General features: G+C 38.6%; 23 protein-coding genes, 1 pseudogene and 1 riboswitch. Of the genes and pseudogenes, 15 read left to right on the top strand and 9 right to left on the bottom strand.

What is annotated here, in order from left to right; genetic code table 11:
* The first annotated feature begins 401 nt into the window (after nt 1-401).
* Nucleotides 402-1,007, top strand: coding sequence for a DedA family protein (locus tag RDV78_04700; GenBank protein MDS1029807.1), 606 nt, complete (start codon nt 402-404; stop codon nt 1,005-1,007).
* Nucleotides 1,008-1,022: 15 nt separating this feature from the next.
* Here the strand turns inward: RDV78_04700 and RDV78_04695 are convergent, their stop codons facing one another.
* On the bottom strand, nt 1,023-2,759 hold the full coding sequence (locus RDV78_04695; GenBank protein ID MDS1029806.1) for a PAS domain S-box protein: 1,737 nt from the start codon (nt 2,757-2,759) through the stop codon (nt 1,023-1,025).
* Nucleotides 2,760-3,137: 378 nt separating this feature from the next.
* On the opposite strand from RDV78_04695, the gene ybaK reads away from it, so the two are divergent.
* Together ybaK and RDV78_04685 are read left to right on the top strand one after the other, a co-directional pair.
* Entirely contained in the window at nt 3,138-3,617 is a 480-nt protein-coding gene (gene ybaK, locus RDV78_04690; protein ID MDS1029805.1) for a Cys-tRNA(Pro) deacylase, read from the top strand.
* Nucleotides 3,614-3,724, top strand: a pseudogene (locus RDV78_04685) (carbonic anhydrase). Before ybaK ends, RDV78_04685 begins: the two are co-directional and overlap by 4 nt.
* A gap of 115 nt (nt 3,725-3,839) precedes the next feature.
* On the opposite strand, the gene RDV78_04680 reads toward RDV78_04685, so the two are convergent.
* Nucleotides 3,840-4,568: a pseudouridine synthase gene (locus tag RDV78_04680; protein MDS1029804.1), complete on the bottom strand. Its 729-nt coding sequence runs from the start codon at nt 4,566-4,568 to the stop codon at nt 3,840-3,842.
* A 12-nt stretch (nt 4,569-4,580) separates the two neighbouring features.
* Complete coding sequence (locus RDV78_04675) at nt 4,581-5,963, bottom strand: RsmB/NOP family class I SAM-dependent RNA methyltransferase (protein MDS1029803.1); 1,383 nt, start codon at nt 5,961-5,963, stop codon at nt 4,581-4,583.
* 214 nt (nt 5,964-6,177) lie between these two features.
* On the opposite strand from RDV78_04675, the gene RDV78_04670 reads away from it, so the two are divergent.
* From RDV78_04670 to RDV78_04625, 10 genes are all read left to right on the top strand, one after another.
* A complete protein-coding gene (locus tag RDV78_04670) occupies nt 6,178-6,759 on the top strand; it encodes a TetR/AcrR family transcriptional regulator (GenBank protein ID MDS1029802.1) in 582 nt (193 codons plus the stop codon).
* Nucleotides 6,760-6,779: 20 nt separating this feature from the next.
* Nucleotides 6,780-7,907, top strand: coding sequence for an efflux RND transporter periplasmic adaptor subunit (locus RDV78_04665; protein ID MDS1029801.1), 1,128 nt, complete (start codon nt 6,780-6,782; stop codon nt 7,905-7,907).
* Nucleotides 7,908-11,057, top strand: coding sequence for an efflux RND transporter permease subunit (locus RDV78_04660; protein MDS1029800.1), 3,150 nt, complete (start codon nt 7,908-7,910; stop codon nt 11,055-11,057).
* 294 nt (nt 11,058-11,351) lie between these two features.
* On the top strand, nt 11,352-12,542 hold the full coding sequence (locus RDV78_04655; GenBank protein ID MDS1029799.1) for a methyl-accepting chemotaxis protein: 1,191 nt from the start codon (nt 11,352-11,354) through the stop codon (nt 12,540-12,542).
* Nucleotides 12,543-12,695: 153 nt separating this feature from the next.
* Nucleotides 12,696-13,091 carry a GntR family transcriptional regulator gene (locus RDV78_04650; GenBank protein MDS1029798.1) on the top strand — a complete coding sequence of 132 codons (396 nt, stop codon included), beginning with the start codon at nt 12,696-12,698 and terminating at the stop codon, nt 13,089-13,091.
* Nucleotides 13,069-13,767: an ABC transporter ATP-binding protein gene (locus RDV78_04645; protein MDS1029797.1), complete on the top strand. Its 699-nt coding sequence runs from the start codon at nt 13,069-13,071 to the stop codon at nt 13,765-13,767. The genes RDV78_04650 and RDV78_04645 overlap by 23 nt, the downstream gene beginning before the upstream one ends.
* Nucleotides 13,754-14,527 (top strand): hypothetical protein, encoded by a 774-nt coding sequence (locus tag RDV78_04640; GenBank protein ID MDS1029796.1) that lies wholly within the window; start codon nt 13,754-13,756, stop codon nt 14,525-14,527. Before RDV78_04645 ends, RDV78_04640 begins: the two co-directional genes overlap by 14 nt.
* Before the next feature lie 56 nt (nt 14,528-14,583).
* A riboswitch (TPP riboswitch) is annotated at nt 14,584-14,694 on the top strand.
* A 41-nt stretch (nt 14,695-14,735) separates the two neighbouring features.
* Complete coding sequence (gene thiT, locus RDV78_04635; GenBank protein ID MDS1029795.1) at nt 14,736-15,266, top strand: energy-coupled thiamine transporter ThiT; 531 nt, start codon at nt 14,736-14,738, stop codon at nt 15,264-15,266.
* Nucleotides 15,267-15,738: 472 nt separating this feature from the next.
* Entirely contained in the window at nt 15,739-18,144 is a 2,406-nt protein-coding gene (locus tag RDV78_04630; GenBank protein ID MDS1029794.1) for an ATP-binding protein, read from the top strand.
* 28 nt (nt 18,145-18,172) lie between these two features.
* The gene (locus RDV78_04625) at nt 18,173-18,790 is read left to right on the top strand and encodes a ribonuclease H family protein (protein ID MDS1029793.1); all 618 of its coding nucleotides are present in this window, start codon (nt 18,173-18,175) and stop codon (nt 18,788-18,790) included.
* A 33-nt stretch (nt 18,791-18,823) separates the two neighbouring features.
* On the opposite strand, the gene RDV78_04620 is transcribed toward RDV78_04625, so the two are convergent.
* Entirely contained in the window at nt 18,824-19,213 is a 390-nt protein-coding gene (locus RDV78_04620; protein ID MDS1029792.1) for a YaaR family protein, read from the bottom strand.
* Between the two features lie 157 nt (nt 19,214-19,370).
* Between RDV78_04620 and RDV78_04615 the strand changes: the two genes are divergently transcribed.
* Nucleotides 19,371-20,534, top strand: coding sequence for an iron-containing alcohol dehydrogenase (locus RDV78_04615; GenBank protein MDS1029791.1), 1,164 nt, complete (start codon nt 19,371-19,373; stop codon nt 20,532-20,534).
* A gap of 70 nt (nt 20,535-20,604) precedes the next feature.
* Here the strand turns inward: RDV78_04615 and RDV78_04610 are convergent, their stop codons facing one another.
* Nucleotides 20,605-21,309, bottom strand: coding sequence for a heparan-alpha-glucosaminide N-acetyltransferase (locus RDV78_04610; GenBank protein MDS1029790.1), 705 nt, complete (start codon nt 21,307-21,309; stop codon nt 20,605-20,607).
* Nucleotides 21,310-21,524: 215 nt separating this feature from the next.
* On the opposite strand from RDV78_04610, the gene RDV78_04605 reads away from it, so the two are divergent.
* Nucleotides 21,525-22,442: a patatin-like phospholipase family protein gene (locus tag RDV78_04605; GenBank protein ID MDS1029789.1), complete on the top strand. Its 918-nt coding sequence runs from the start codon at nt 21,525-21,527 to the stop codon at nt 22,440-22,442.
* 57 nt (nt 22,443-22,499) lie between these two features.
* Here RDV78_04605 and RDV78_04600 read toward each other — a convergent pair whose 3' ends face one another.
* The 4 genes from RDV78_04600 to RDV78_04585 are packed head-to-tail and all read right to left on the bottom strand — an operon-like array spanning nt 22,500 to nt 25,938.
* Nucleotides 22,500-23,207: an ABC transporter ATP-binding protein gene (locus RDV78_04600; protein MDS1029788.1), complete on the bottom strand. Its 708-nt coding sequence runs from the start codon at nt 23,205-23,207 to the stop codon at nt 22,500-22,502.
* A complete protein-coding gene (locus tag RDV78_04595) occupies nt 23,200-23,979 on the bottom strand; it encodes an ABC transporter ATP-binding protein (GenBank protein ID MDS1029787.1) in 780 nt (259 codons plus the stop codon). Before RDV78_04595 ends, RDV78_04600 begins: the two co-directional genes overlap by 8 nt.
* A 3-nt stretch (nt 23,980-23,982) precedes the next feature.
* On the bottom strand, nt 23,983-25,041 hold the full coding sequence (locus RDV78_04590) for a branched-chain amino acid ABC transporter permease (protein ID MDS1029786.1): 1,059 nt from the start codon (nt 25,039-25,041) through the stop codon (nt 23,983-23,985).
* Nucleotides 25,042-25,044: 3 nt separating this feature from the next.
* Nucleotides 25,045-25,938, bottom strand: a complete 894-nt coding sequence (locus tag RDV78_04585) for a branched-chain amino acid ABC transporter permease (protein ID MDS1029785.1) — start codon at nt 25,936-25,938, stop codon at nt 25,045-25,047.
* Nucleotides 25,939-25,998: the final 60 nt, after the last annotated feature.

Genomic DNA, 25,998 nt, shown 5'->3' with positions numbered 1-25,998 from the left:
ATTTTAAAAGTATTTCCGTTTTCAGTTGCAATTATGTAGAATAAAAGGAGGCAATTGCCTGTTGTGATAAATCATGCTATTGAAAATATTTCTGAATAATTTGAGCATAAAGGTAAATCCAGCTGAAACTCAAGATATAAACTAGGCGGCCAGGGAATGATTTTCCACTTGGCTGACTCCAAATTTTTGCAGAGCATAGTAATACAAGGACATACAGAGGGAGTAAAATATACTTGATAAGAATACTTAGCCATACCTGCTACAAAAAGAAAAAGAGAGCTAAAAGCAACCGGGTCAATCTCATGATCTTTAAAAGAACGTTTTTGCAGTATTTTTGAGGCAGTGTTCGTAAAAATATAAATGTACAATCCTGCTTTAACTCTGATAAGGAGATTTATTTTATGCATGTGAATAATATTGCGGGCCTAATAGGAAATTGGGGATATGAATGCATTTTTCTAGGTATGCTCTTAGAAGGATTAACAATACCATTTCCTGGTGCACTATTTGTGGTTATAGCTGGAGCTATCGCTGTACAGTTAAAATTAAATATTTGGATAATCATCTGCTCCGCTATTTTAGGATATATGCTAGGGGCACTCTTTCCTTATTATTTGGCTATGTGGGGCGGTAGGAAAGTTCTTTATAACTACGGCAAGTATTTCGCGTTAACCCCCAAAACCCTGAATATTGCTGAATTTTGGTTTCAAAAGTATGGGATTTGGGTTGTTTGTTTAAGCCGTCCGTTTTTTTTTGGCAATTATTCTTCATATTTTGCAGGCCTAGTGAAAATGCCCTTAGGCTCTTTTTTGCTATATACCATACTGGGAGTTATACCTTGGTGTGTTGCCTTGGGCATTCTGGGTTACTTTTTTGGTCAGGCCAGTTGGTTTATTTTAAAAAAATATAGTTGGTATGCTTTATTAATTATCCCTTTAGTGGTTCCTATTTACTATAAACTAAAAAAAATAATTTTTTTGCCATCGGACAAAGCAAGGAAAGAGTAGGGTAAGATTGTTAGGTTACTCTGAATTACAGGTGTATAGCGTAACCCTATTTCTACCTGCTTTTTTAGCAGAGTAAAGTGCTTCATCGGCTCTTTTGAGAATGTTTTCGAAGGAGGTGTCTTCTTGATTTAGAGTAGCCACCCCAATGCTCACTGTGAAATATACTGGGGTGTTGTTAAATTCAACACCTAGATTTGCTAAATTGCTTCTTAACCGTTCAGCCATATCTATGGCCGCACCAGTGTCAGTATTAACCAAAAGAGCAACAAATTCTTCGCCGCCAATGCGTCCAAAAAAATCAGTAATACGCAGTGTTTTTTTACATACCTGGGAGGCTGCCTTTAAAACCTTGTCTCCAAAGTTATGCCCATAAGTATCATTTATTTTTTTAAAATAGTCCAAATCCAGCATTAGGACGGACATTTTTAAATTATGAAGTTTTGATTTGGTAAATTCCTGTTCAGCTTTGCTAAGAAAGCTATACCTATTATCTGCTCCTGTTAGGGCATCTGTTGTAGCCAATAATTTTAATTCCTGTTCTAAAACTTTTCTTTTCGTGATGTCTTCGGCAACTCCCACTAGCCGGTGTGTACCGTGCTCTTTACCTTCAACAAGTATAGCCTGAGACCAAATCCAGCGTATTGTGCCATCGGGACGAATAATTCTAAATTCCTCGTTAAATCCTTTTCCTTCAGTGCGTATTTTTTTAAACGCTGCAAGTAATTTTTCTTTATCTTCCGCAACAATAGAATTAAGAAAGGAAAAAGGGTTGTCATATAAAGACTGGCAGCTAAGACCCCAGATTTCTTCATAAGAAGGATTGACATAAATGATTTGTTCACTAGCCAAATCTCCTAGCCATAATACTTCACGAACATTTTCGACAATACTGCGAAACCTGGCTTCACTTTCTTCTAAGGCAATTTCTATTTTTTTACGGTCATCGATATTTTGCACTTGGCTAATAAAATACAATGGAGCTCCTTCGTTGTCCTGTACTACAGAGCTGCCTACAAGTCCCCAAATTACTTGTCCGTTTTTATGAAGATATCTTTTTTCCATGCAAAAGGAGGGCATTCCCCCTTCAGCCAGTTTTTTAATATAATCCATTTGGGAGTCTAAGTCTTCCTGGTAAGTCACATCTTTTAAGGTTAAATTAAGGAGTTCTTGTTCTTTATAACCTAAAAAGGTACAAAAGGCCTGGTTGACTTTCAGAAAGCGCCCGTCTAAATCCGTAATGGACATGCCAATATTGGCATATTCAAAAGCATTTCTAAATCTTTTTTCACTTTCTATTAATTTGCTTTCCATTAGGACTCGTTCTGTAATATCCCGCCCAGTTCCTATTAACGCCACCATTTTGCCTTGTTCGTCGTATAAAATGGAATTGCATAATTCAAGATAGACAAGAGTATTATCTTTTTTGATTAAACGTATAGTCAAAGAGCAAGAACATAGCTCGGGAAGGTTTATGCTTTCTTTGAGTAGTTGTCGATCCTCCGGGTGAATTATGTTAGAACATAGCTTAGAATCGGCATAAAAATCCTCTGGCTCATAGCCCGTAATAGACGTAATGGAAGGACTGATATATTCAATTCCGGGGGCATCTCCCAACCCATATCTGAAAATAACATCTTTAATAAAGATGGGCATTTGGCCCAGCAATTTCAAATTATCAACAATACAACTGCTTTTGGCATTGACGCAGGAGCATAGATTTTGCGTACTTTTAGAACTGCCAATAGTTGACATTTTATTCCCCCTACTTGGTAATTAAGACATATACATAACTAATTCTACATTAAGGGAAGATCTTCCTTTTATAAATTGCTGTTGCTCTTTATCTTAAGACTAGCAAATAAAGAATTGCAGGATAATATAATTAGGATGTTGAACTAGGGAAAAAGTATAAGCTGTTTAATTTCACCATTGCCTCTATGGGTTTTGTCTTGGCAGCTTATGCTGTTGGATTGTTGCTGTTCAGTATTCCTTTAGGCATTCTAGCTGAAAAGTATAGCTATCGTAAGGTTTTTTTATTCGGCATCTTTACTTTGGCCCTATTTATCCTAGGGGCGGGAATCTTTTATTTTAAAGTCATGAGAGAACCTAAGGGGAAAGGAGCTTGCAAAAATGTCTAATCCAAAAACTAATGCTATGCGGATTTTAGAGCAAAAGAAAATTACTTACGAATTTTTTACTTATGATGCTAAGGACGGCCAAATCGACGGTATTTCCGTTGCTGAAAAAATAGGGCAAGATCCTAAAACTGTTTTTAAGACTCTAGTAACTCAGGGCAATAGCAAAAATATTTATGTATTTGTCATTCCTGTTCAGGAAAATTTGGATTTAAAAAAGGCTGCCAAGGCGGCTGGGGAAAAAAAGGTGGAAATGATCCATGTGAAGGATATTCTCAAGTGGACAGGTTATGTTCGGGGCGGCTGTTCTCCTATAGGAATGAAAAAAAAATACCAAACTTTTATAGATAACAGCGCTTTAGAAAATGAAAAAATTATCGTCAGCGGCGGTAAAATCGGCGTGCAGATTAAACTGGAAACAACTAAATTAGGGGAAATTACTGGTGCTAAGTTTGCGAATCTAATTACAAAATAAAGCTGTTGAGCAATCCACTAATTCCAAAGGATGTACCTGTCCATGGCTTAATCTTTGATCCCCATACAGGAAAAGTAGATGTCCTTGTGAATGGATATAATTGCTAGCACTAAGTTAGTATTTAACTGCTAAATATACTGGAAATTAACAGGCAATTAGTTATTTAGGAATAAATAGCTTATTGCCTGTTAGTGTTTGGTAACCAATTGATTAAGCACTTTTTTAACTAGGGCCTTGCAACAACTTTACTTCTTCCTCAGTTAACTCCCGGTATGCTCCTAATTTTAGGGTGGGGTCTAAGGATAAGGGACCCATGGCAATTCTTTTTAGATAAGTAACTTTTTTGCCTACAGCTGCAAACATGCGCTTAACTTGATGGTATTTTCCTTCATAAATAATTAGTTCAATTTCCGATTCTGCAGAAGAACTCTTTATTTTTAATTGGGCAGGGAGGGTCTGGCAGCCATCATCTAACACTACCCCCTGGCGAAACTGTTCTTGGTCAGAGGCAGTTACTACCCCATCCACCCTAGCCAAATAAGTTTTGGGCACATGTCTTTTGGGAGCTAAAAGCCGGTGGGCTAGCTGCCCATCATTAGTTAGGATCAGTAAACCTTCCGTATCTTTATCTAAACGCCCTACGGGAAAGGGTTGAAATACTTGGTAACTGGGAGCAAGAAGTTCCACGACTGTTTTATCTTTGCTATCTTCTGTAGCAGATAAAAAACCTTGGGGTTTATTGAGCATTATATAAATGTATTCCCGGTAGTGGATTTGTTCTCCATTTACTTCAATTAAATCTTGTTCTGGATAGACATAATGCCCTGGATCTTTAACTAATTCACCGTTAACTTGCACTTGTTTTCTTCTTACCAGTTGCTTAATTTCTTTACGAGTGCCTAGACCCATGTGGGCTAATATTTTATCTAAGCGCTGCTTTTCTTTCCCCATTAGTTTTCACCTCTATTCTGCTTCACCATCTAGCCAGCGCCAGCCAGGGGGGAAGCCATTTTTCAACCAGTCCCCAGGTCCTTTAGCCCAGCCCAGAGGATAACTATTTACAGCTACTAGATGCCAGCCTTTGGGCCATTCTTGGCCTTCGATTTGAATGGTCTCCCCTCGCAAGTAGCGGATTGCTAAGGCATTTTGTGCCTCATCTTGGGCGTTTAAATCCAGCTTTTGTTTAGCTAAAGTGACTGCTTCTTTAGGCAGCCCTAAAGCAAAAGCAGGAGATGGCCGAAAGCGTCCTTTTTCTACTGTACCTAAGAGCCAGCCGGAACGAAGTACTTTTAAGCCTTTCCAAAAAGGCAGGAGAGAGCTTTCCCACAGTATGTGCCCGGCTCTTTCTATAAGTACTCCATTATCCGGCAGCCAGTTCTGCCAATCCAAAGGATTGGACCAGACTTGCTGGGAAAATTCCTCCACAGCTGCTTCAGCAGTTGCTGAGAGATTGGATATGGTTTCTTGTTTCTGATATCGCTTTTGCTGAGGCACTGCTTCAGAAGGCGAAGTATGCTTAATTTTGGCAGCAAAATGTCCTTCGCCTTTGACTTCATGGGGCCAAAGCCTTTTAAGTTCTAAAAGCTTAAACTCCGGATGGGCGGCTAAAAAACGGGCTATCTGTTCCTCATTTTCTTCTCGATTAAAAGTACAAGTTGAATAGACTATCTCACCCCCAGGACTAAGCAATTGGGGAACTACCTCTAAAATTTCCCTCTGCCAGGACACATACTTTGCCACCTCCTGCCGGTTCCAGTGCTTCGCCATATCCGGCTCTTTGCGAAACATTCCTTCTCCAGAGCAAGGAGCATCAACTAAAACTTTATTAAAAAACCGGGGGAAAAATTGGGCCAAGCGGCTAGGAGTTTCGTTGCAGACTATGGAGTTAACTACGCCATAACGCTCTAAATTTTTAAGCAAAACTTTAGCCCTTTGAGGGTGGATATCATTAGCTACTAAAAGACCTTCTCTTTTTAGCTGGGCCGCTAGCTGCAGTGTTTTACCCCCTGGGGCTGCACATAAATCAAGTACCCGCTCTCCAGGGCTAGGTCCCAATAGTTCAGCAGGAAGCATAGCGCTAGGCTCTTGAATATAATAAAGGCCTGCATAATAATAAGGTGATTTGGCAGGTCTATTTATGTGGTTGTTATAATAAAATCCAGCTTTGCACCAGGGTATTACTTCATTGATAAAAGGGAGAAGTTCTGGCAAAAGGGACGGGGAAATTTTTAAACTGTTAGCACATAGTCCTGCAGTATGAGGTTCAGCATAGCTGTGCAAAAATTGTGGAAAAGCATTGCCCAGTTCCCTGGCCATCCGCTCTAAGTATAAAGGTGGCAGCTGCATTTTTTCACTCCCTTTCTGATTGTAAGCTTACCCATTCTGCATATTATTAAACAATTAATAAAATAGTTGGTAAAAATTATACCTTACTTAACTTAGAGCGTAAACTAATTTTAGACAGGATTTGGCCCTGCTAGTGTCCTAAGAAAATATTGACATTATTCTAGGCAAAAAATATAATGAACACAGACCGATTGGTCTGTAAAGGGAGGGTTAAATGTCTAAAGGAACGAAAAAGGATTTAATTGCAGATGTAGCTTTATCCTGTTTTTTAGCATCTGGATATAGTAAAACAACTGTTGATGAGATAGTTAGAGTTTCGGGAGTAAGTAAAGGAGGAATTTACTGGTACTTCGCCAGCAAAGAAGATATTTTCTGGTATTTAGTAGAGCGGTGGTTTGCTGATTGGATGGCAGAATTTAAAAAGATTACAGAGGAGAATGTCTCCACTGTTCAAAAGGTTACGCAGTACTGTGAACACTTTATGAAGCGAATAGACGCTTCCATTTTTATGTTGTTTGTGGAATTCCTTTTGCAGGCTAATAGCCAGGAAGCCATAGACAAAATGACCAAGTATTATTCTCAAGCCTTAGCAATGCAGGCAGCTGAATTTGAAGCTGCCTTTGCCCGGGGAGAATTAAGAGCCCTAGATCCTAAATTGACTGCTTATGTTTTAAGCAGTATCTTAGATGGTATTGGCAGACACTGGCTAATATTTAAGGATAAAGAGGTGTTAGCAAAAACTTGTCAAACAGCACTGGATATTTTTTTGCATGGTGTACTTAATAAACAAAAATAACTTGTTGGAGGGGAGCTTTTTTGAAAAAGGTTACTACCTTAATATGTGTCTTTTTATTAATCATGGGCACTTTAACAGGCTGTGGCAAGAAACAGGAAACAATTGAGGAAAGTTTGCTGCCTGTGGAAACAGTTTCAGCTGCAAATAAGGATTTGGTCCAAACTTTAGAAACTTCAGGAGAAATTAAGGCACTAACTGAAGTTTCCGTTGCGCCTAAAGTAGGGGGAAAAATAAAGGCACTGTACGTAAAAGTTGGGGACAAGGTTCATGCAGGACAAGTTTTATTTGAACTAGAAGCTACTGATGCCCAAAATGCTGTTAAGCAAGCAGAGGCAGCTGTGGCTGTAAACCAAGCCAATTTACTCAAAGCCCAAAGGGGCGTGATAGATGCTAAGCTGAACTACAGTCGTTCCAAGGAATTATATGAAAATCAGGCTTTATCTAAAGCTGAATACGATCAGGCAGAAAGCCAACTGTTGAATGCTCAGGCTAGTTTAAAAATGGCAGAGGCCCAAGTTGCCCAGTCCCAGGCCGCAGTTAATTCTGCCCAAGATAGTTATCAAAATGCCATCGTTACTGCTCCTGGCAGTGGGGTAGTGGCAGCTGTTGATGCGGAAGTCGGAGAAATTACTAGTTCTCAGGCTGCGCCTATTAAAATTGTGCAAATTGCTGAAACAAAAGTTCAAGTAAATGTTTCGGAAAATGTAATTAGCGCCATGAAAGTAGGAACGAAAGTACCTGTAACAGTTGAGTCTCTAAACAAAAAAATTACAGGCACTATTATTTCCGTTGCACCCCAGGCGGATGAATCTACTCACGCTTTTGCTGTAGAAATAAAACTTCCTAATCAAGATGGAAAGCTTAAGCCGGGGATGATAGCACGTTTAACATTACAGACGGGAGTTATTAAAGGTGCTTTAGTTTTACCAACTGATGCACTTTTAGAACGTGATGGAATGAATTATGTCTTTCTGCTGGAAAAGGGAAAAGCCAAAGAAATTTCCGTTAAAGTTGGCATGTCTTCAGGGAAGCTAACAGAAATTAAACAGGGGCTTAAAAAAGGACAAACTGTCATTGTCAAAGGAAATCGATTAGTGGCAGACGGACAAAAGGTTAAAGTTGTAAAACAAAATGGAGGGAATAGCTAAGTGAAAATTGCAGATTTTTCTGTTGACCGCCCTGTAGCTATTTCCATGTTAATTATTGCTGTGCTAATCATAGGCTTATTTTCACTTCCCCGCTTACCTATTGATTTGTACCCTGATATGGAAATACCTGTTTCCGTAATCTCTACTTCTTATTCAGGGGCTTCTCCGGCGGAAGTGGAAAAAATGATTACTAAGCCTTTAGAAGCAATTGTAGCTACAGCAGGCAATGTTAAAGAGATTCAATCTATTTCAAGCACAGGAAATTCCTTAGTCATTGTGCAATTTAACTGGGGTACGGATATAGACAATGCTAATGTAGGCCTCAGAGAAAAACTTGAAATGATCAGAAATTATCTGCCCGATGATGCAGATTCACCTCAGGTTATTAAGATCGATATTAACCAAACACCCATTTTAACTTATTCTATTACTGGAACTGACAATGTTGTCAAGCTGAAAAAGATTGCTGAAGATACAATTAAGCCAGCCCTTGAAAGAATTGATGGAGTTGCCTCGGTTTCCGTCACCGGCGGAAAGGAAAGGGAAATTAAAATAGAGCTTGATAAAGCGAAATTAGAAGCCTATGGCTTAAGCACCGTCCAAATTATGCAGGCAATTTCCAGTGACAATGTTACAGGTACGGCAGGTAGTGTGAATAAAGGATCCCAGGAAACAACTATCCGGGTAAATGGGGAATACGCTACTGTAGCTCAGTTGGAAAATATTCAAATTAGCCTGCCAGGCAGTCGGGAAGTAGTTGCCTTACGAGATATTGCTCAAATTAAAGATGATTATAAAGAAGACACAAGTTATAGCTATGTCAATGGCAAAAGAACTATAGGCTTAAGTGTAATGAAAGCTACCGGCTCCAATACCATTGAAGTAGCCCATGGCTTGAAAAAAGAAGTAGAGCAGCTGAATAAAACGTTGCCGTCGGGAACAAAAATTGAAACTATTGTAGATACGTCTAAATACATTCAGGATTCAGTTAATACTGTAGTTGAACACGGTGTCCTAGGCGGTTTAATTGGTGTAATTGTTTTATTCCTCTTTTTGCGGAATATGCGCAGCACCATTATTGTTGGCTTAGTTATTCCTGTCTCAATTATTGCTACCTTTACTCTAATGTATTTCGGCAATCAAACTATTAACCTACTGTCCCTGGGAGGTTTAGCACTAGGGTTAGGTTCTTTAATTGACTTTTCTGTTGTTGTTCTGGAAAGTATCTACCGGTATAGGCAAAACGGCTATGGTTTAATTGAAGCAACCAAGCTGGGAACAGCTGAAGTAGGAAATGCTGTAGTAGCTTCAGCGGGAGCTCAGGTGGTGGTCTTTTTACCAATCGTTTTCGTTGAGGGTTTAGCGGGTATTCTGTTTAAGCCTATGGCATTAACAGTAAGTTTTTCCCATCTAGCAGCTTTATTTGCTTCCTTAACTTTAGTACCTATGCTGTCATCCCGATTATTGAAAAATGTTCGCCTGATAGGGGAGGATTTGCCTCAAGGTAGAACTTTGAATCCTTTAACTCTGTTTGGCAAAGCCATTCACAAACTAACTATAATTTATGGACATATTTTAGGGTGGGCTTTAAAACATCGGGTGACAGTTATTGGCTTGACCGTAGTACTCTTAGTCCTAAGCATTGCGGCTACTCCTTTAATTGGGACAGAATTTATTCCTTCTATGGACCAGGGGCAAATGAATATTAGTGTAGAAATGCCTGCAGGTACTAAGCTGGAGGAAACAGGAAAAGTGGCAGCTGATTTAGAAGCAGTTGCCCAAGAAAAATTGAAAGACAATATTGATTTAATTTCTTCCACTGTAGGTTCAGGGCAGTTGTCCTTTTTAGGCAGTACCTCTGGAAATAAGGCTGATTTGCAAATCAAGCTGGTTCCCCAAGATCAACGCACCATCACTACAGATGAAGCAGTGGAAATGATGCATAAAGTTGTAGCTAATATTCCTGGGGGAAATATTACTATTTCAGCTGCTGAGACATCTATGGGCGGCGGCAGCCCCATTGATATTTCCATTCGGGGCGATGATCTAGATGTACTTAAGGAATTAGGAGACATAATGGTAGAGAACGTCAAAAAAGTTCCCGGAACCAGGAATGTAGAGAACTCCTTAAAAGAATCTAGTTCAGAAGTACAAATTGTCGTCAATCGAGAAGAAGCAGCTCGTTACGGCTTATCGGCTTCCCAGGTCCTTTCCGCAGTGCGTATTGCTTATGATGGTCAAATTGTTAGCCGCATGCGGACGGGAGATGATGAGGTAGATATCCGTTTGCAAACTTTAGGTAACACCAATAATACTGAAGATACCATTAAAGATTTAACCATAGTCTCAGCAACTGGCGCTAGAGTACCTCTCTCAGTTGTTGCTGAGATTCAAACTGGAGAAGCGCCGGTGGAAATTAATAGGGCCAATCAAAATAGGGAAGTAAATATTACAGCGGATATCTCCGGGAGAGATTTAGGCAGTATTAATAAAGAGATCCAAGCTAAGTTAAATAAATTTCCTTTGCCCGAAGGGTATTCCATTGAATTTGGCGGGGAGGCAAAAGATATGGCTGAATCCTTTGCCAGCCTAGCGTCTGCCTTGCTTTTATCAGTAGTGTTAATCTTTATGGTTATGGCGGCTCAATTCGAGTCTCTGTTCCAGCCCTTTGTAATTATGTTTTCCCTGCCGCCAACATTTATTGGGGTAATTTTCGGACTAGGTCTGACAGGGCACCCCTTAAGTGTTCCGGCCTTTATCGGAGCTATTATGCTGGTAGGTATTGTGATGAATAACGGAATTGTTTTAGTAGATTATATCAACACTCTGCGTAAACAAGGTACAGAGAGAGACCAAGCAGTACTGCAAGCTGGTCCTGTGCGGCTGAGACCAATTCTAATGACGGCTTTGACTACAGTACTAGCAATTCTCCCTATGGCTTTTGGAACCGGTGAAGGTGCCGAAGCCCAGGCTCCTATGGCTGTGGTCATTGCCTTCGGTTTGACTCTTTCTACCTTAATTACCTTAGTTTTAATTCCTGTAGTTTATACATTGTTTGATGATATAGGGATTAAGCTGAAAAAGAAATTTATTAACTTAAAAAAGAGGTTTTTCAAGTCTCAACCCCAAAATGTAACTACAGATTTATAGCTATTTAACTGACTAACTTGGCGCAGTTCCTCTCCCCTTTAAGGAGAGTTAAACGCCAGGTTAGTTTAAACTCCCGTAAGGCAAATTGCGGGTGCTTTGACGATGAACTAGTTTTTCTTTGTACATATTTTTATCTGTTTTTTTATAAAGTTTCAAAATTTAGGTAACTTATAAAGCAGTGCCAAAACAATGTTAATAACGCTAAGAACTGTAGATATTTTCCTTGTAACTTTAGTTTTTTTATCTTAAGATTAAATTAATAGTATTCTTATAGAGGAACGGGGGTCTTCCTACGTGTGGTTTAAAAAGAAGCAGACTGTTTGCAATATTGAGAAAATAAAAAAAACAGACGACCAATTACGGGCTGAAGGTTTAAGATTAGCCATGCCTTACCCCTATTTTATCCGGGATATGGATTTTAACATTATTGAAATCTCTCCTGCTATGGAAAAATTGACAGGCTGTCCTAAAGAAGAGGCTTTAAAAAAGAAATGCTATGGAATTTTTAGTTCAACAAAATGCGGTAAAAACTGTATTGTCCAAAAGCATCTGCAAGAAAGTAAAGAACCTGTTTGGGATATATACTTAGAAAGAAAAAACAGGGCCGGCAAAAAATTTGAGACTTTGACATCCTATACACCCTATTTCAGTGAGGATGGAAAAGTCCTTGGCGCAATTGAAACAGTTCGCGATATTTCCGAAGAAAAAGCCATGATGAACCGACTTAGTGCTCAATCAGATCATATCAGCTCTGCAAGCCAGGAATTTGCTGCGTCTAGTCAGGAAACATTGGCTATGAGCAGTAATTTAAGTAATACAGCAGAAAGACAAGTTAGCAATTTGAATATTTGCCAAGAAGAAATTGTTAAATTAAATCAAGAATCAAGCGCTGTAGCCCAGGATTCAGATAAAATTAAAGAATCCGTTACTACACTAAATGATGCTGTCAAATCTACAGTAGATGGAATGAGTGAGCTATCTAAAAAGGCTGGAGAAATTGGCAATATTGTAAATTCAATTACAGGAATCGCCGATCAAACTAATCTGTTGGCTCTAAATGCTGCCATTGAAGCTGCTAGGGCTGGAGAACATGGTAGAGGTTTTGCCGTTGTTGCCGAGGAAGTACGTAAGCTGGCAGAAAGCAGTGCGGCTTTCTCGAAAGAAATAAATTCTAGTCTAGGCGATATTGTTAAATTAGTAAATAATGTGGCCTCTCAGGCTAACGAAACAAATGCAAAGTTAAGGGACAGTGAAAAAGCAATCAATAGAGTTATTGAATGGATTGATAACATCAGTGTCAGTGTTGATCATTTATCACAGCTCCTGGAAGAAAATGTAGCAGAGGCCCAGAATACGGCTAATATCAGCGTAAACCAAACTAATGCTATGGAGGAAATTTCCACTATCAGCCAAGAGCTGGCTCAAGTAGCCCAAGATATCCGTGAAGAAGTTGATGTTATTGCTAAAATAACCCACTTAAAGTAATTAAACAGTAGGCTAAACACCTGTGGGAATGAATAAGTTTTGCAGGTGTTTTTATATGCAAAAGAAAAGATTAATGTAGTTGACAAATAACTTGGAATGAAGTATATTCTTAGTGCACTAGTGCTACAGTGTACCAAGGAAGAGGTGATATTGATGGATTTTGACAGTTCTCAACCTATATATAAGCAAATAATTGACTATTATAAGAAGCAGATTGTACGGGGGGAGCTGGGCCCGGGAGATAAGATCTTATCTCAAAGAGAATATGCGGAACAAGCCCGGGTCAACCCTAATACGGTGCAAAGAGCTTATCGGGAAATGGAAGCGCTGCAAATGGTTGAAACTGTACGGGGCCAAGGAACTTTTATTAGAGTATCTGAGGAGACTCAAAAAAGGTTAAAGAGGGAAATGGAGGAGAGCTTGTTAGCATATTTTGTCAAAGAAATGAAATCCCTTGGGTATGAGCAAGATGAAATATTAGGGATAGTGCAAAGGAAATTAGAAGCACAGGGGGAGGATCCTGAAGATGATTCAATTCAAAAATGTTAGTAAAAGCTTTGGGAAAATACATGCTTTAAAGAACATAACTTTGGATTTTCCGGAAGGTAAAATTATTGGATTGTTTGGGCCCAACGGAGCGGGAAAATCCACAATGCTGAAATTAATTGCTGGTTTAAGCAGTCCTAGTCAGGGGGAAGTGTTGGTGGCAGGACAGAAACCAAACCGGTGCAAAGAGAAAATTGCTTTTTTGCCGGAAATTAATCATTTGTATTCCTGGTGGACTCTTAAACAAGCTGTGGAATTCATGCAAGCTTTTTACCTTGATTGGGATGAAAAGTGTTATCAAGACCAGTTGCAGTTTCTAAACTTAGATGAAAATATGAAGCTAAGTAAAATTTCCAAAGGGCAGCTGGCCAAGTGCAAGTTGCTGTTAACCCTCTCTAGGAAAGCTGACTATTTGCTTATGGATGAGCCTTTTTCCGGTATCGATTTAATGACCCGTGAAGATATTATTAATGCTTTAATTCGGGATTACCAACAAGGGGAACATACTATTATTATTTCAACTCATGAAATAGATGAAATCGAAAATTTAGTTGATAATGTACTTTTTATTGAGGGCGGAGAAATTAAGTTATGGGGAGAAGCGGAAGAATTAAGGCAATCGAAACAAATGTCTTTAGTGGAAATTATGAAGGAGGCCTTTAAACATGCGGAACAATAAATTTAAAATGGCTTTTGCCCTGTATAAAAAAGACCTTCATGAGTTGTTGCCAGAAATAATTTTGGTAGCAGTTTTAGCCATAATGATTATGCTAGGACTAACTATTTGGGGTATTGGCCCTGTAGTGATCTTGCCCCTGGTAATCTTATGTGGTTTGGCTTATTTTTTACCGGTACTAGATTCCTTTAAAATGCTATTTAAGGAATGGTCCACTAATGCAATTTATTTGGTCCTATCCCTGCCCGTATCAGGAAATATGGTGTTTGGTGTAAAACTTTTAGCCTTGTTGACTCAATTTATAATTGGGATTCTTATTACTGGGGTAACATGTTTTATTACACTCCTTTTTGGCATGGCCGAAACTGATACATCATGGGCTCAAATATGGGGCATTTTTGGAACGGATTTCAATGTATATCTTAAACTTTCACTACTGCTCTTTTTACTAACCGTTGCTGTTTTAACATTTTTAATTTGCCTTAGCTTTTTTAGCAGTATCCTGGGTAAAGTAATTAAAAAGTATTCTGGAGTGGTTACTTTTGCTTCTTTTATTATCTTTTGGAATCTAGCTGGCAAAGTAATTAATTATATTTTTAGTTTCATGGGTAATTCACCTAATATGCACCTAGATCTTGCCAATTTGCCTGTACAAAATAATCTCCTTCTGCCGCTGGGAGAGATTGCTCTGGTATATTTTCTTACAGCACTAGTATTTTTTATTGCAGCAACTCAAGTTTATCAGCGCAAAACTGAGCTATAAAAGATTGTCAAAACAAGATTAAAGTGGTATTATCTATACTAATCATTCCGTTACAATTAAATAGTTTGGGGAGCTGAATAGTTTCGGCTGAGAGGGGAAAGCGCCTAATTTCCCGACCCAGGAACCTGATCTAGGTAATGCTAGCGGAGGGATTAAATTTATCATAACTGTACCTTCGGTGCAGTTTATTTTTTGGGAGGGATTGGCAATGAGGAATTTTTCGACTAAAATGATAGTAGAGGCAGGTGTATTGATTGCTCTGGCGCAAATTCTGAGTTACGTCAAAATTTACGAATCTGCTTACGGTGGTTCCGTAACAGCAGGAAGTATGATCCCAATTCTTTTCTTTGCTGTACGCTGGGGTTGGCAAAGAGGCATAGTAGTAGGTGCCGTTTATGGGGCACTGCAATTTATTTTAGGTGCTAAATATTCTTTCAGTCCATTATCTATTTTTTTAGATTACATAGCTGCCTTTGGAGCCCTTGGCTTAGCTGGTGTTATGAAAGCTACGCGGCCTGGCATCTTAGTAGGCACAGTTATAGGTGTAGCAGGCAGATTTATAGCCCATCTTATTTCCGGAGTAGTTATTTGGGCATCTTATGCGCCTAAAGGCATGAATCCATGGGTTTATTCCATCGTCTATAATGCTTCTTACTTAGTTCCGGAACTAATTATTTCTTTGTTCCTCTTAGGCTTAGTGGCAAAGCCCTTAATTGAAAAGTATAAATTAGGGGTTTAATAAAAATCATCTATAAAATGTAGAGCATTGGCAAGGCCTTGAAACCTTGCCTTTTTTTATGGTGCGCCCATGCTGGGCGCACCATAAAAAAAAGCTGCCGGCGAATAGCCAATAGCCCAATCCTTGCAAGAACACTCACTAATGAATACCTGAGAAAAATAGGTTTACAGCCAATAAGTGAAAGATATTCATTAGTGCATTAATTCTATTGAACCGCCGTATACCGAACAATACGTACGGTGTGTGAGAGACGCTGAATAAAAATAATTATTCAGCTCCTACTCGGTTTAAAAAATATAACAATTTGTCGAATCGTGGTATAATTAATTCAAACTGGGGTATTAACACCTTTCGAGCGAATTTAAAGACATTAGTTTGCTTATTTAAAGGAGGGGGAGGGCAGTTTATGCCCTCATAAAATATGATGCTACGAAGCTCTCAGCAAAAAATCCAATATAACTCAGCAGTAAAGGTGCTAGCTATAACTATTCCCATTATTGCTTTGGCTTTTTTAATTACCGCTTATTTTATTTATCAGGAAGTAAAGAAAGAATTAATCCTTTCCACCCAGAAGGAGGCAGCAAATTTATCCCGGAACTTTGCTACAGAAGTCAAAGCATCTTTAAATAAGTCCATGTCTATAAGCAATAATCTAGCAAAATTAATAGAAAGCGACCTTCAGGGCTCTCACAGCTTAAATAGAAGTGATGTTATCCACATTTTACAAAAGTATTTAGCTGCTAACCCTAATATTGTAGCTGTTTATGTTGGTTTTGAATCAAATGCTTTTGATGGGTTAGATGCTCAATATAGAAATAAGCCTGGCCATGATGCATCCGGCAGATTTGTTCCCTACATAAATAGAATTAATAAAAAAATGGGGTTAGAACCTTTGGTAGGTTACTTAAAGCCAGGCTCAGGAGATTACTATAATCTGCCGAAGAAAACAGGACAGATGCAAATTATAGAACCATATTTTTACCAAGGTATTTTAAGGGCTTCTTTTGTAGTTCCAATTAAGGATGCTCAGGGCAATTTTCTGGGCATTGCCGGTTGCGATATGAGCTTGGATAGTTTAGATACTTTAGTTTCCAAAATCAAAATAAACCAATCTGGAAACGCTTATTTAGTTAGCAATAAAGGAATATACGTATCTCATCCCAACAAAGCATTGTTAGGATATGCCGGTTTAGAAAACCTTGATGTTGGAAAGATTAAAGATGTTTTTGCCGGCAAAAAAACTTTTGTCAAACCTGTGACAGCAGCTGACATTGAGAAACTTGAAATAGTCAAAAAGGAGACAACTTCTGAAACCAATGAGGCTTACCATAAATTGACCAAGGAGGTTAAATCAGGAAAAGCAGGTTTGCTTAAATTTTTTGAATCCTATTCCAACAAGACTATCTGGACTTTTTACAACCCTGTTGTTGTGGAAGGGGCTAGTACTCCTTGGAGTCTTTTAGTTAATGTACCTATAGATGAAGCACTAGCTCCACTGTACAATTTGATTAGCAAAATTATTTTAATCATTATTTTTGCTCTGTTTAATGTGCTTATATTGGTACACTTTTTTGTGAATATTGTGATGCAGCCTGTAGATGAGACTGTAGATGTACTTTTAGATGTGGGCAAAGGAAACCTAAGCAGGAGAGTAACATTTAAATCTACAGATGAAATTGGTGCTATGGGTACTGCTTTAAATAAGATGTTGGACAGCATGCAGACTATGATGGCAGAACGGGAAAAGATGGACGCAGAACTGTTTAAGATTAATAAACTGGAATCTTTAGAATTAATGGCTAGAGGAGTAGCCCACGACTTTAATAATATTTTAATGATTATTTTGGGAAATATATCCTTAGCTAAAATGTACGGAAATAATCTAGAGAAAATGGGCAAAAAGCTGAAAGAAATTGAAAAAGCAGCATTACAAGCGAAAGATTTAGTTCAGCATTTGTTGACTATTACTAAAGGAGTTTCTCCTAATAAAAAGGTATTGTGCCTTGATAAATTATTAAAAGAAACAACCAAATTTTCCCTCAGCGGTTCTAACATTAAGTGTCAATACAGTATTGCACCCGATTTATGGCTTACGGAAGCTGACGAAGGGCAAATTAATCAAGTCTTTAATAACTTAATTATTAATGCCATTCAAGCTATGCCAGAAGGGGGAACCATTAGGGTAAAAGCCGAAAATAGGACTACGGAAGAAAAGAGTATCTTACCTATAGAGCCTGGCAAGTATATTTATGTAACAGTTGAAGATGAAGGCTGCGGCATCCCGGAGGAAAATTTAACCAAGATTTTTGACCCATTTTTTACAACTAAGCAGTCGGGTAATGGCATAGGTTTAGCGACAACTTATTCCATTATTAAAAAACATGGCGGGTATATAACGGCTGAATCCCAGGTAGGTAAAGGAACAAAATTCTTAATTTACCTGCCTGCTACGAATAAAAAACACGTAGAACAACGGGAGCAAAGTAAGCTCATTATGGGCCGGGGTAAAATTCTTCTAATGGACGACGATGCGAGAATTAGAGAAATAGGTGAAAAGATGCTTACTCGCCTAGGCTATCAAGTGGCCTTAGCTAGTGACGGAGGAGAAGCAGTTGAGCTTTATGAAAAAGCTAAGGAGGAAGGGAAGCCTTTTCGGGCAGCGATTATAGACTTGACTGTTCCAGGCAAAATGGGAGGTAAAAAAGCACTGGAAAAAATCTTAGCCATAGATCCTGCTGCCAGGGTAATTTTGGCCAGCGGGTATTCCTTTGGTGATACGAAAGAACAGTTTAAAGACCATGAAGGGGTTAATTTTGTAGCGAAGCCATATCAGCTAGAGGAATTAGGCAAGATTCTAGCGAATTTACTAAATAAATGATAAAAAATAGATAAGGCAGGATTAGCTCATGGCTGGACAAGGTAAAAAATTTTATGCTGTGCGCAAAGGTCGGAAAACAGGTTTATTTTCCACCTGGACTCAATGTGAGCAACAAGTTAAAGGATTCCCGGGAGCAGAATTTAAAAGTTTTCCTACCCAGGAAGCAGCTCTTAACTATTTAAATGGACATAATGACAATAGTAGTAATCTTGAGGAACAAGAACCGGATACAATGATTGCCTATGTAGACGGAAGCTATAAGGCAGAAAGCAAAGAGTATGGAGCAGGTGTGGTAATTCTCTATCAAGGGCAAAAGGAAACAATCAAGGATAAGGGGTCAGACCCAAAAGCTGCCGTAATGAGGAATGTTGCCGGGGAAATTTTAGGTGCCAAGTTAGCAATGAAGTACGCTTTGAGCAGTAATGCCAAGAAGCTAGTGATTTATCACGATTACGCAGGCATCGAAAAATGGTGTACCAGGGAGTGGCAAACTAAAAAAGTTGGTACCCAAGAGTATAGGACTTATTATGACCAAGCGGCAGCCCAAATTAAAATTGAATTTCGAAAGGTCAAGGCCCACACGGGAAATGTATATAACGAAGAGGCTGATTCTTTGGCTAAAGGAGCCTTGGGCATTGAAAAATAAGCGGCCTGCTTTATTTGCAAGCAGGCAGGAAAGTTATTGGTAAATATCTAATAATAATCCTTCGATTTTACTAATTTTCTGCACAAGTGCTAAAGTATCCTTTTCTTTTTCCAACATTAGTTTTCCTAGCTCAGCTAGTTCTTCGTCAACTACTTTAACTACAGATAAATACCTGCCCTGGCTGCTCATAATTCCGGGATCCACAGAGTAAGCTGATCTAAGAATAAAGCTTAAATATTCTTTAATCAGCTTTTTATATTGGTTAATATCGTGAATGTTGTTAGAATTAACAATTTGCTTACCTTTTTGTTTAATTTTATTAAATAGTTGCTGCAAATATTTTTGTCTTTCTTGCTGCTGGCTAAACTGAAACTGCTGGGAAAACTCACCGCTTTTAATAGCAGTACTTGTTTCTTTTCTCATAGTTAGCATACTTTTATTTGCAGAAAAAACAGGTATACGCATTTCTATCGCCTTTCTTAAGCTATTTTTATATTAAATATATCATAAAATCCAATACATAATAAGGCGCTATTGATAAACAATAACCATGGAAATCTAGAAAAAAGGAGAGATAGAAATGCCATTAGCTGAACAAGTTATAAGCTTTTTTATGCCTCCCATTAGTTTGACAGGGCCAGGTAGTGCTAAACAAGTTGGTGCCCAAATGCAAACTTTAGGAGTGCAAAAGGCCCTAATTGTCACAGATGAATTTATTCATAGAATTGGGATGGCGGATGATGTGCTAAAAAACATAGAAGAATCTGGCAGGAAAGCAGTGTTCTTCGATGGTGTTGAGCCTAATCCAACTGACCATAATGTAGAACAAGGCTTGGAATTATTTAAGAAAAATGAATGCGACTGTATTGTTTCCGTTGGTGGAGGCAGCAGTCATGACTGCGCCAAAGGGATAGGCATAGTTGCTTCAAACGGCGGAAAAATCCATGACTACGAAGGCCTTGATCAGTTAACTAAGCCTATGGCTCCTATGATTGCTGTTAATACTACAGCTGGAACAGCTGCTGAAATGACTAGGTTTGCCATTATTACAGATACAGCAAGGAAAGTTAAAATGGCAATTATTGATTGGCGGTGTACCCCAATAGTAGCAATTAATGATCCTCTATTAATGATGAAAAAGCCTCCCGAATTAACGGCGGCCACAGGGATGGATGCTTTAACCCATGCTGTGGAAGCTTACGTTTCTACAGCGGCTAATCCTTTAACTGATTCAGCAGCTATTATGGCTATTAAATTAATCTCTAAAAATCTTAGAACGGCAGTGGCTAATGGTGATGACTATGATGCTAGAGAAGCAATGGCTTACGCTCAGTATCTGGCAGGGATGGCCTTTAACAATGCAAGTTTAGGCTATGTCCATGCCATGGCTCACCAGCTAGGTGGTTTCTATAATTTGCCCCATGGAGTTTGTAATGCTATTTTACTTCCCCATGTCGAAAGGTTTAACTTAATCGCCAACCCGAAAAAGTTTGTGGAAATTGCAGAAGCATTAGGAGAACAAGTTGCAGGCTATTCCGAACGGGATGGAGCAGAACTTGCTCTAGAATCCATTAGCCAGCTGGCCGATGATATTGGCATTCCGGCAGGTTTGAGCCAATTAGGTGTAAAAGAAGAAGATTTACAGACTATGGCTGAAAATGCCATGAAGGATGCCACCAGGTTAACAAATCCTCGTAAAGCAACTTTAGAGGAGATTATTGAAATTTATAAATCGGCTATGTGATTAGCTCTCGGCTAAAATATATATAAACCAAAATAACAGGAAGCTTATGATGAAAAGAGTAAATCTTTTGTTATAAGCTTATTTTCATTTTATTAAGTAGATATAAAACCGCTAGAAGGAGTGGTTGATGCAGTACATAGATTAGCAAAGAGTGTCTGCCCAATATTTGAAAGAAGTCAGATTTTAACTGAAATCGAAATAAAGATTTGCCCTGAGAGTATTTCATTTTTCCCCAGGCGGCACCAAATAAAAATAAACCTAGCCAAGGGAAAAGGGGATAATAGTCGGCAGAATAAAAGCGGGCACTAGTTAGTCCTAAGGGAGCAAAAAAATTATGAGTAGTTACAACTTTGGGCAAATAAGTACCGATTCCTATGCAAAAAAAACCAATAAGCACAATAACAGCAGGAGGCAATGGGTAGAAAAAAGGATAAAGAAGTACAGAGAGCCCTAAAAAGTGCAAGATACCAAAAATTATATTGGAGCCAGGCACAAAGATAGCTGTGACAATGGTAATTAAAAAACCTAAGAGCAACAGTTTAAGTCCTCGGTGGAAATTGTTATGGCTTAAGGAAGAGCTGACTCCGCAGAGGAAAATAAATAAGGAAGCTGCCGCTTTACCTATATAGTAAAAGAAACCTTCCTCATAATTAAGAGGGTAGTGATAAAATTCTTTTAAATCATAAATCAGATGAAAGATAACCATTAAAACTATAGCTACCCCTCGGAAAAAATCTATTTCCCAAATTCTCTGCTTTTTAACTGGTGTGGACATAGTACTTACCTTTCATTGAAATAATGATTATTTGCACCTAACCTTTGAAACCCAACTATCCGGATTATAATATTATTCGGTTGGAGGCACTGCCATTTAAGCACTTTCATAAAGCAATTATAAATAGATATGTAGTTAATTGCAATCTTCCACAAACTACCTGACAGGAATAGTTTGTGCTCCCCATATTCTATAAACAGGGGGGATGTTTGTTGATTAAAGCTGATGCGGTTTTCGAAGGTGGCGGGGTAAAAGGGATTGGCTTAGTAGGGGCTTTATGTTGTTTTGAGGATAATGGCTACCAATGGCAAAATATTGCCGGCACATCGGCTGGAGCAATTATTGCAGCAATGCTGGCTGTTGGTTATACGGGCCAGGAAATGAAAAAGATAATTTATAATCTTAATTATGAAAACTTACTTGATAAAAATTGGAAACATTATATTCCTGTCTTGGGTAAAGGTTTAGATTTTTTAATTGAAAAAGGTTTATACAGGGGAAAGGAATTTGAAAAGTGGATTACGGAAATTTTGCAGGCCAAAGGGAAAATTAAATTTAAAGATGTTAGCAAAGATGGTCAATGCCGCCTTAAAATTATTGCTACAGATATAACCAAAGGTGATATGATTATATTTCCCGATGACTTAAAAAAATATGGGCTAGACCCAATGGAATTTGAAATTGCTAAAGCAGTGCGGATGAGTATTGGCATACCTTTTTTCTTTATTCCATATAAATTAAAATATAAAAACCAAACTAGCTATATTGTTGATGGAGGAGTTCTAAGTAATTTTCCGGTTTGGATTTTCGATGTAGAAGGAGCCCCTAGATGGCCTACTTTTGGGTTCCGATTTATGGATGAGTATGAATCAAAAACAGGCAGCGGCAAAACAAATATTATTGCTTATACCATGGATTTAATGGAAACTTTATTAGACAAAAATGAAACTCGTTACATAAAAAGCAAAGATAAAGTCAGAACAATTCAGGTTCCTTCTGTTGGCGTTAAAACAACTGAATTTGACATCTCAAAAGATAAGTGCAATTTACTTTTTAAGAGCGGCTATGCTGCAGCTCAAAAATTTTTCTTGCAGTGGGACTTCGAGGACTATGTCCAGGCTTATCGACTATAAAAGGCAGTTGGGTTAGCACCCAGCTACCTTTAAACACTTTTCAGCTTTTGGAATCTTTTAAGCCTTGCCAAGATAAGCTTTTTTAACATCGTCATTTTCTGCTAATTCCGGACCTGGCCCTTCTAGAACAATTTTACCGCTCTCTAGAACATAGCCATAGTCAGCAATTTTCAAAGCAGCAGTAGCGTTTTGCTCAATGAGGAGGATAGTCATCCCTTGGTTATAAATGTTCCTAATAACATTAAACACTTCTTTAACTAAGAGAGGAGCTAAACCTAGGGATGGCTCGTCCATCATAATGAGCTTTGGACGGGACATTAGAGCACGGCCAATAGCTAGCATTTGCTGTTCCCCCCCAGAGAGAGTACCGGCAGCTTGCCAGGTTCTTTCTTTTAAGCGAGGAAAAATTTCATATACTTTTTCAATTTCTTGTTTGATACTTTCTTTATCTTTCCTAGCATAAGCACCCATGAGCAGATTTTCGTAGACTGTTAGATTAGCAAAAATTCTCCGCCCCTCAGGAACAAGAGTAATCCCTTTTTTAACAATATCAATTGTTTTCATTTTGGTAATATCTTGATCGTTATAAAGAATTCTGCCTTCTGTACTAGGAACTAAATTACAGATAGTACGTAAAGTAGTGCTTTTACCTGCTCCGTTGGCCCCAACAAGGGTAATAATTTTATTTTCCGGGACTTCTATGTTAATACCTTTTAAAGCATGAATACCACCATAATAAACTTGTAAATTTTCGATTTTAAGCATTTTCATCCACCGCCCCAAGATAAGCTTCAATAACTTTTTGGTTATTTTGGATCTCTTCCGGTGTTCCCTGGGCAATTGGCACTCCATAGTCTAGCACAGTAATTTTTTCGCAAATACCCATAACAACTTCCATATGGTGTTCGATCATAAGAATACTTATTTTAAATTGATCGCGAACTTGTCCAATGAAGTCCATGAGCTCAAGGGATTCCTGGGGATTCATGCCGGCAGCAGGCTCATCCAGAAGCAATAGGCTTGGCTCCGTAGCTAGGGCCCGGGCAATTTCCAATCTCCTTTGTTTACCGTAAGGCAATGATGTAGCAGGTTCATTGGCCACGTCAGCTAACTGAACACTTGCTAAAAGTTCTAGGCATTCTGTTAAATGTTTTTTATGTTCTCTAGTATAGCGCGGTAAACTAAAGACAGCCTCCCAAGGAGTAGACTTTAATCTAAAATGTTTAGAGAGCAGTACATTTTCCAGCACTGACATGGAACTAAACAAGCGAATGTTTTGGAAGGTCCGGGCAATACCTAATTGAGTAATCTGGTCAGGGCGTTTGCCCGTAATGTCTTGTCCCTTAAAAATGATCTGTCCATCTGTAGGCTTATATACCCCTGTTATCATGTTGAAACAAGTTGTTTTACCTGCTCCGTTAGGACCAATTAATCCAACAATTTCCTTTTGGCCAATTTCCAGGGAGAGCTTGGAAACCGCTGTAATACCTCCAAAGCTCATGGTAATAGCCTTGGTTGAAAGTAATTGCTCAGCCATTTTTTAGGCACCCCCTGCAGTACTTTTTTTAATTCTTAGTTTGTGCAAAATCCAATCGATGCTAAATTCTTTAGTGCCCATTAAACCTTGGCGATAGAAAAGGATAACCCCTAAGAGTAACAGTGCAAAAATAACCATTCTCATTCCTGGAATACCAGCTATATGCAGCCCAAATATAAACATGTCACGTTCTACAATTCTTAGCCATTCTGTAGCAATAGTAATGAAAATACCTGCAATAACAGAACCTGTTAAGCTGCCCATGCCGCCTAAGACCACTATTAACAGAATTTGATAAGTAAATAAAAAGCGGTACATAGTAGGGTCAATAGAGGTAATTAGAAAGGCCATCAAAGCTCCGGCTATGCCAGCGAAAAAAGCACCAATAGTAAAGGACATTATTTTATGTTTAAAAAGGCTGATTCCCATAGCTTCAGCAGCAATTTCATTATCTCGAATTGCCTTAAAAGCCTGACCCCAACTGCTGTTTATAAGTGCTTTTAAAATGTAAATAGTTAGAAGTGCACAGCCCCAGTAGACCCACAAACTTTTGACACTGGGAATATTTTTTAAACCAAGAGATCCGTTGGTGATGGTAATAGTATTAGTAATAATAATCCTTAAGATTTCGGCAAAGCCTAAAGTTGCAATAGCTAAATAATCATCTTTAAGGCGTAAGGCTGGAAATCCTACTAAAAAACCAAAGATAGCAGCTACGATTCCTGCCATGATAATAGCAGGGACAATTGGCCAATGGATATTTGCCAGCCAAGGGACAATTGGTTCCATATAGTAAACCAGTTGTTTACTTTCAGGAGTCATAGTAAGTATAGCTGCAGTGTAAGAACCAATACACATAAAACCAGCATGTCCCAAGGAAAACATTCCTGTAAAACCAATGACTAAATTCATACTCAGACTTAAAATCACATAAATAGCAGATAAATTCAAAAGCCTAATCTGAAATCTAGTTAAATTATCCTGGCCCCAAAACAGCAATGCGGCAATAACCCCTAAAATGGCAATATTGATGATGAGTTTTGAGCTTTTATATTTATCCATCGGTTACACCTTCTCTACTACGTTTTCGCCAAAAATTCCACCAGGCTTAAATAATAAAATTAAAATTAAAACCACAAAAGCAAATGCATCACGATAACCTGATAGTCCAGGAAGGAAGCCCACTAGCATTACTTCGCCCATACCTAGAATAAATCCACCTAGCATAGCTCCCGGGATGCTGCCGATTCCACCCATTACAGCGGCAATAAAACATTTTAAGCCAGGGAAAACGCCCATGAGAGGATCAATTTGGGGATATTGCAGACTCCACATAATACCTCCGATAGCTGCTAAGCCCGATCCAACAGCAAAAGTGGTTCCAATAACTTTATTTACGTCTACAGCCATGAGGCTGGCTGTTTCATAGTCTCTCGAAACGGCTCTCATAGCAATACCCACTTTTGTTTTATTAACGATTAAAGTTACAGCAACTAAAAGAATAACAGTGATAATAGGAATAATAAAGGCTAAGGACAAGAAAGAAATACCGCCTATATGTATATTCCAAACTAAATCCTTTGGTCTGGGGAAAGGCTTAGGAGTAGCACCTAAAACAACAATTCCCAAGTTTTCAAGTAAGAAAGAAACACCAATAGCAGAAATTAAAACTGAAATCCTCGGTGCGTTCCGTAAAGGACGGTAAGCTACTTTTTCAATACTTACGCCTAAAAGTGTTGTTAAGACCACAGCAATTAAAAAGGAAAGCCACCAAGGCAAGGAAAACATAAAAATACCATAAAATGCTATATAGCTGGCAATCATTAACAAGTCGGCATGAGCAAAGTTAATAAGCCGGATAATTCCATACACCATGGTGTAGCCGATGGCAATAAGTGCATAAAGACTTCCTAACGAAATGCCGTTGGCTACATTCTGCATAAACATTTCCGGTGACATCTAACCACCTCTTTCTAGTAAAATTTGCAAGAAGCTAAAGAACAGAATAATCCCCCCCTG

The sequence above is a fragment of the Bacillota bacterium LX-D genome, assembly GCA_031628995.1.
Lineage (GTDB): Bacteria > Bacillota > DUOV01 > DUOV01 > Zhaonellaceae > JAVLUO01.
The sequence above is the reverse complement of the archived record's forward strand: the minus strand, read 5'-3'. Positions and strand labels throughout refer to the sequence as shown.

Coding starts and splice junctions, on each gene's coding strand:
- RDV78_04625 (MDS1029793.1), top strand. CDS start 18,173: ATGGCTGGACAAGGTAAAAAATTTTATGCTGTGCGCAAAGGTCGGAAA.
- RDV78_04680 (MDS1029804.1), bottom strand. CDS start 4,568: ATGGGGAAAGAAAAGCAGCGCTTAGATAAAATATTAGCCCACATGGGT.
- RDV78_04695 (MDS1029806.1), bottom strand. CDS start 2,759: ATGTCAACTATTGGCAGTTCTAAAAGTACGCAAAATCTATGCTCCTGC.
- thiT (MDS1029795.1), top strand. CDS start 14,736: ATGAGGAATTTTTCGACTAAAATGATAGTAGAGGCAGGTGTATTGATT.
- RDV78_04615 (MDS1029791.1), top strand. CDS start 19,371: ATGCCATTAGCTGAACAAGTTATAAGCTTTTTTATGCCTCCCATTAGT.
- RDV78_04620 (MDS1029792.1), bottom strand. CDS start 19,213: ATGAGAAAAGAAACAAGTACTGCTATTAAAAGCGGTGAGTTTTCCCAG.
- RDV78_04670 (MDS1029802.1), top strand. CDS start 6,178: ATGTCTAAAGGAACGAAAAAGGATTTAATTGCAGATGTAGCTTTATCC.
- RDV78_04610 (MDS1029790.1), bottom strand. CDS start 21,309: ATGTCCACACCAGTTAAAAAGCAGAGAATTTGGGAAATAGATTTTTTC.
- RDV78_04600 (MDS1029788.1), bottom strand. CDS start 23,207: ATGCTTAAAATCGAAAATTTACAAGTTTATTATGGTGGTATTCATGCT.
- RDV78_04675 (MDS1029803.1), bottom strand. CDS start 5,963: ATGCAGCTGCCACCTTTATACTTAGAGCGGATGGCCAGGGAACTGGGC.
- RDV78_04700 (MDS1029807.1), top strand. CDS start 402: ATGCATGTGAATAATATTGCGGGCCTAATAGGAAATTGGGGATATGAA.
- RDV78_04640 (MDS1029796.1), top strand. CDS start 13,754: ATGCGGAACAATAAATTTAAAATGGCTTTTGCCCTGTATAAAAAAGAC.
- RDV78_04590 (MDS1029786.1), bottom strand. CDS start 25,041: ATGGATAAATATAAAAGCTCAAAACTCATCATCAATATTGCCATTTTA.
- RDV78_04595 (MDS1029787.1), bottom strand. CDS start 23,979: ATGGCTGAGCAATTACTTTCAACCAAGGCTATTACCATGAGCTTTGGA.
- RDV78_04650 (MDS1029798.1), top strand. CDS start 12,696: ATGGATTTTGACAGTTCTCAACCTATATATAAGCAAATAATTGACTAT.
- ybaK (MDS1029805.1), top strand. CDS start 3,138: ATGTCTAATCCAAAAACTAATGCTATGCGGATTTTAGAGCAAAAGAAA.
- RDV78_04645 (MDS1029797.1), top strand. CDS start 13,069: ATGATTCAATTCAAAAATGTTAGTAAAAGCTTTGGGAAAATACATGCT.
- RDV78_04585 (MDS1029785.1), bottom strand. CDS start 25,938: ATGTCACCGGAAATGTTTATGCAGAATGTAGCCAACGGCATTTCGTTA.